The following is a 4,210-nucleotide window of genomic DNA, read 5'->3' as shown; positions in this document are numbered from 1 at the left end:
CTCCCTCTTTCTTTTATATAAATGAGAAGCTATAAATTTTCCGTTTCCTTTTCATCTGCATATTTTTCCTCTAAAGAAATTAATAGAGGAATGGATACAGTTACTAGAATGATTAAAGTAGTTATAAAAGATTTAGAAAGAGAAAAAGAACCTTCAATGAAAGGTGATAAAAACTTGAATGAAAGTATACTTGTTATTAAGGAAATTACTAAAAAGCTAAAAAGAGATATATTTTTATTCTTTATAGATGTCTCTATAAAGTTTTTAACACAGGTTATTACGACAAATATAGTTAATATGATAAGAGAAACAAAATAATGTGTTAAATTCGTCATACTAATAGTAGGGTCTTCTATTATGTAAGCAAGTAACTTAGATACTAATATTCCTCCAAACAATAAAATAATAAAAGCAAGTAATCCTTCTGATATATAAGTGCTGAAATTCTCTTTCTTGTTAAAGAGTTTGTAGTTCAGAGTGGATTGGATTATTTGAATTAGGAATAGGGTAATAATCCATACATAATATACAAATGGTAATTCTCCTGAGAATAGAGAAATTAGAAAGTTTACTACTGTCCTTAAAATTTCAATCATTACGAAAGTCCTCCTACTTGTTCAGCGTTATGATATTAGGAATATATCGGTCTATCATTTTATAATTAGGTTTATAAATTCAAACTATTTCTAATTATTCCATAATAAGGTGGTTATATCAAGTTGTTATCTTCTATGGGGTGTATTAGTTGTTCACTAATATAAAAAGAACATTTGAACGTTAATACTAGAAAAATAAAAGTAATATGTAATATAATTGAAAAAGTATGTTTTAAAATCAATGTTAATATTACCCTCCTATAAGTATTAACATACGTAATTGAGGTGTTTTCTTTGTTGTTTTATGACCGGATTTCTATAATGGCCCCTCCTGTTCCATAGCTTAGGAAAGTCTTTTTACTTCTGAGATTTTCAAAGTTATAGGAGGGTATGAAAAATGAAAAAAGTCTCGGTACCATCACTTTTGTTAATGATTGTTCTTGTCGCATTTCCGCAAATTAGTGAAACGATTTACACACCATCTTTACCAGACATTTCAAAGGCATTACAGGTAAGTAATAATGAGGTGCAGTTAACACTTAGTGTGTATTTTGCTGGATTTGCGTTAGGTGTATTTTTTATTGGTTGGTTATCAGATATAATTGGTCGTCGCCGGGCGATGTTACTTGGAATTGTCGTATATGGCGTTGGGAGTTTCTTGTGCTTTATTGCAAATTCCATTGAAGTTTTATTGCTAAGTCGTTTTATTCAAGCGTTTGGAGCAAGTGCAGGATCCGTGGTTACACAAACGATTCTTCGGGAAAGTGTAGATGGGCATAAACGCCATGTTATGTTTGCTCAAATTTCGGCAGTCATTGCTTTTACACCAGCGATAGGCCCGCTAGTTGGGGGCTTTCTTGATCAAATGTTTGGATTTAAAATAGTATTTTTAAGTTTAGTTGTTATGAGTGTCGGGATTTTTCTGTATACGTTTGTTTCTCTTCCAGAAACAAAAACAGACTCAGTGACAAATAAAATAAATGTCTTTTCAGTATTGAAAAGATTAATTACAAATCCGAAAGTAGTAACATATGGGCTATTAATTGGAGGAGCAAATGGTGTTTTATTTAGCTATTATGCAGAAGCACCGTTTATCTTTATCGAATACTTTCAGTTATCACCCAGTACGTATGGATTTTTAGGAATTGTTGTTGCGTCTGCTTCTATTGTTGGAGCGAAAGTTTCAAAACGTTTACTGGTTACTTATAAGCCAGAGAAAATTATATATATCGGTTGTCTTGTAATGACAGGTGGAGCAGTCGTTTTATCTATTATTACTTCAGTTGGATCAAATCCAAATATAATATATATGATTGGATTTTTAGTAGCGATGTTTATATTGCTATTAGGAATTGGAGTAGCGTTACCTAATTGTTTAAGTTTAGCATTAGTAGATTTTCAAGATGTTATTGGTACAGCTGGTGCATTGTTTAGCTTAGGGTACTATATAATTGTAACGGTGACAATTTTGGGAATGAGTCAGCTGCATACAGGCTCGTTACTGGTGATGCCACTTTATTTTCTGGTTATTGTAGTTATTATGATGGTGTTTACTAAAGTGTTTATTTTAGGTAAACAAACTTCAAAAGCAATTTAAATATGAAATGGTAAAAGGGTCTCATTAAAAATGAGACTCTTTTATATTTTATGCCTCAAAATTGGACTGGACTAAAGAAGTTAGTAATTTATTAATATATTAAATTTCTGATTGGTATATGAATCTAACGTTTGGGAAATCACGTTATCAACTATGAAGATTGAAGTACATGAGATGTGAAACCGAGGAAGAAATGCCATCCTTGGTTATTTATATTGTAATAATATTCATACCGGAATCATATTGAATAGATGTATTTTATTGTTAATTTAGTTAAAAATTAAGCAGGCTTATGTATAATAATTTATTGAAAAAATAATTGAATTTTTCAGATTAATGAATTAATATAAGGTAAGTAATTTTAAGATTTATAGAATATTGGAAGATGAAGGTTTTGAGAATTTTATTAGGAGCACAAAACGATTTTAGGATAGCTTTAAAGCTAGTGTAAAATGACGTTTGCTTCATCATTTTCAGGGCCGAAAGGAATTAGGGGAAAGCATCTTGTTTTAAAATGCGGCTATGAATCATCTAAGAGGGGGAAGTGAAGTGGCAAACAAAGAATTGAAAAGAGGTTTAGAAGCACGTCATATTCAAATGATTGCTTTAGGCGGAACAATTGGTGTTGGTTTATTTATGGGGTCAGCCAGCACAATTAAATGGACAGGTCCGTCAGTAATGCTTGCTTATGCAATTGCAGGTATTTTTATCTTCTTCATTATGCGTGCCATGGGAGAAATGTTGTATATGGAGCCAAGTACAGGCTCATTTGCGACATTCGGTCATAAGTATATTCATCCGCTAGCTGGTTATATGACAGCGTGGAGTAACTGGTTCCAGTGGGTTATCGTTGGGATGTCAGAAATTATCGCGGTTGGAGCGTATATGCAATATTGGTTCCCGGATTTACCAGCTTGGATACCAGGTATAATTGCCATGGTCATTCTTGGTGCAGCTAACTTAATTTCTGTTAAGTCATTTGGTGAATTTGAATTTTGGTTCGCGATGATTAAAATTGTTACGATTCTATTAATGATTATTGCGGGATTTGGTCTTATTTTCTTCGGAATTGGTAACGGTGGAGAAGCGATTGGTATATCTAATCTTTGGTCAAATGGCGGTTTCTTTACAGGTGGTTTTTCAGGATTCTTCTTTGCATTATCACTTGTAGTTGGAGCATATCAAGGTGTGGAATTAATCGGGATTACTGCTGGTGAAGCGAAAAATCCGAAGAAGACACTTACAAGAGCAATTCAAAGTACAATTTGGCGTATTTTAATATTCTATATTGGTGCTATTTTCGTTATTGTAACTGTGTATCCGTGGGATCAATTAAGTACAATTGGTAGCCCGTTCGTAGCGACTTTTGCGAAAGTTGGTATTACGGCAGCAGCTGGACTTATTAACTTCGTTGTAATTACAGCGGCAATGTCTGGTTGTAATAGTGGTATTTATAGTGCTGGACGTATGCTTTATACGTTAGGGATAAATGGACAAGCACCAAAATATTTCACAAAACTTTCTGGAAATGGTGTACCTTTATTTGGTACAGTTGGCGTAATTATCGGTTTAGCGGTTGGTGTTGTATTAAGCTATATTGCACCGAAAAACTTATTCGTATATGTATATAGTGCGAGCGTACTTCCTGGTATGGTACCATGGTTCGTCATTTTAATTAGTCAAATTCGTTTTAGAAAAGAAAAGGGAGAAGAGATGAAAGATCATCCGTTCAAAATGCCATTTGCTCCTGTAACAAACTATTTAACGATTGCCTTTTTAATTATGGTATTAATCGGAATGTGGTTTAACGATGATACTCGTATTTCACTAGTTGTAGGTATTATTTTCTTAGCTATCGTTACAATTAGTTTCTATGCTTTTGGAATAGGGAAGCGAGCTCCGTTAGACGTTCAAAACAATAAAGAGATTTCAAGTAAATAAAGAAAAGGCTGTTCATCTGGAACAGCCTTTTCTTATTGTTGATATAATTTGATTTGTGATAGATATATTTGAAAAA

3 protein-coding genes are annotated in these 4,210 nt (G+C 32.9%); 2 read left to right on the top strand and 1 reads right to left on the bottom strand.

Going from position 1 to position 4,210, the window contains the following annotated elements:
- Positions 1-29 precede the first annotated feature (29 nt).
- A complete protein-coding gene (locus DN403_RS27770) occupies positions 30-596 on the bottom strand; it encodes a DUF5823 family protein (protein WP_000570034.1) in 567 nt (188 codons plus the stop codon).
- Positions 597-993: 397 nt separating this feature from the next.
- Between DN403_RS27770 and DN403_RS27765 the strand changes: the two genes are divergently transcribed.
- Complete coding sequence (locus tag DN403_RS27765; RefSeq protein WP_000758019.1) at positions 994-2,193, top strand: multidrug effflux MFS transporter; 1,200 nt, start codon at positions 994-996, stop codon at positions 2,191-2,193.
- Between the two features lie 549 nt (positions 2,194-2,742).
- Positions 2,743-4,134, top strand: a complete 1,392-nt coding sequence (locus DN403_RS27760) for an amino acid permease (protein ID WP_001284409.1) — start codon at positions 2,743-2,745, stop codon at positions 4,132-4,134.
- The last annotated feature ends 76 nt before the right edge of the window (positions 4,135-4,210 follow it).

Source organism: Bacillus sp. AY2-1 (genome assembly GCF_008368965.1).
Taxonomy (GTDB): Bacteria; Bacillota; Bacilli; order Bacillales; family Bacillaceae_G; genus Bacillus_A; species Bacillus_A thuringiensis_S.
Note: the sequence above shows the minus strand (reverse complement) of the source record. Positions and strands in the feature narration are given on the sequence as shown.

Coding starts and splice junctions, on each gene's coding strand:
- DN403_RS27765 (WP_000758019.1), top strand. CDS start 994: ATGAAAAAAGTCTCGGTACCATCACTTTTGTTAATGATTGTTCTTGTC.
- DN403_RS27770 (WP_000570034.1), bottom strand. CDS start 596: ATGATTGAAATTTTAAGGACAGTAGTAAACTTTCTAATTTCTCTATTC.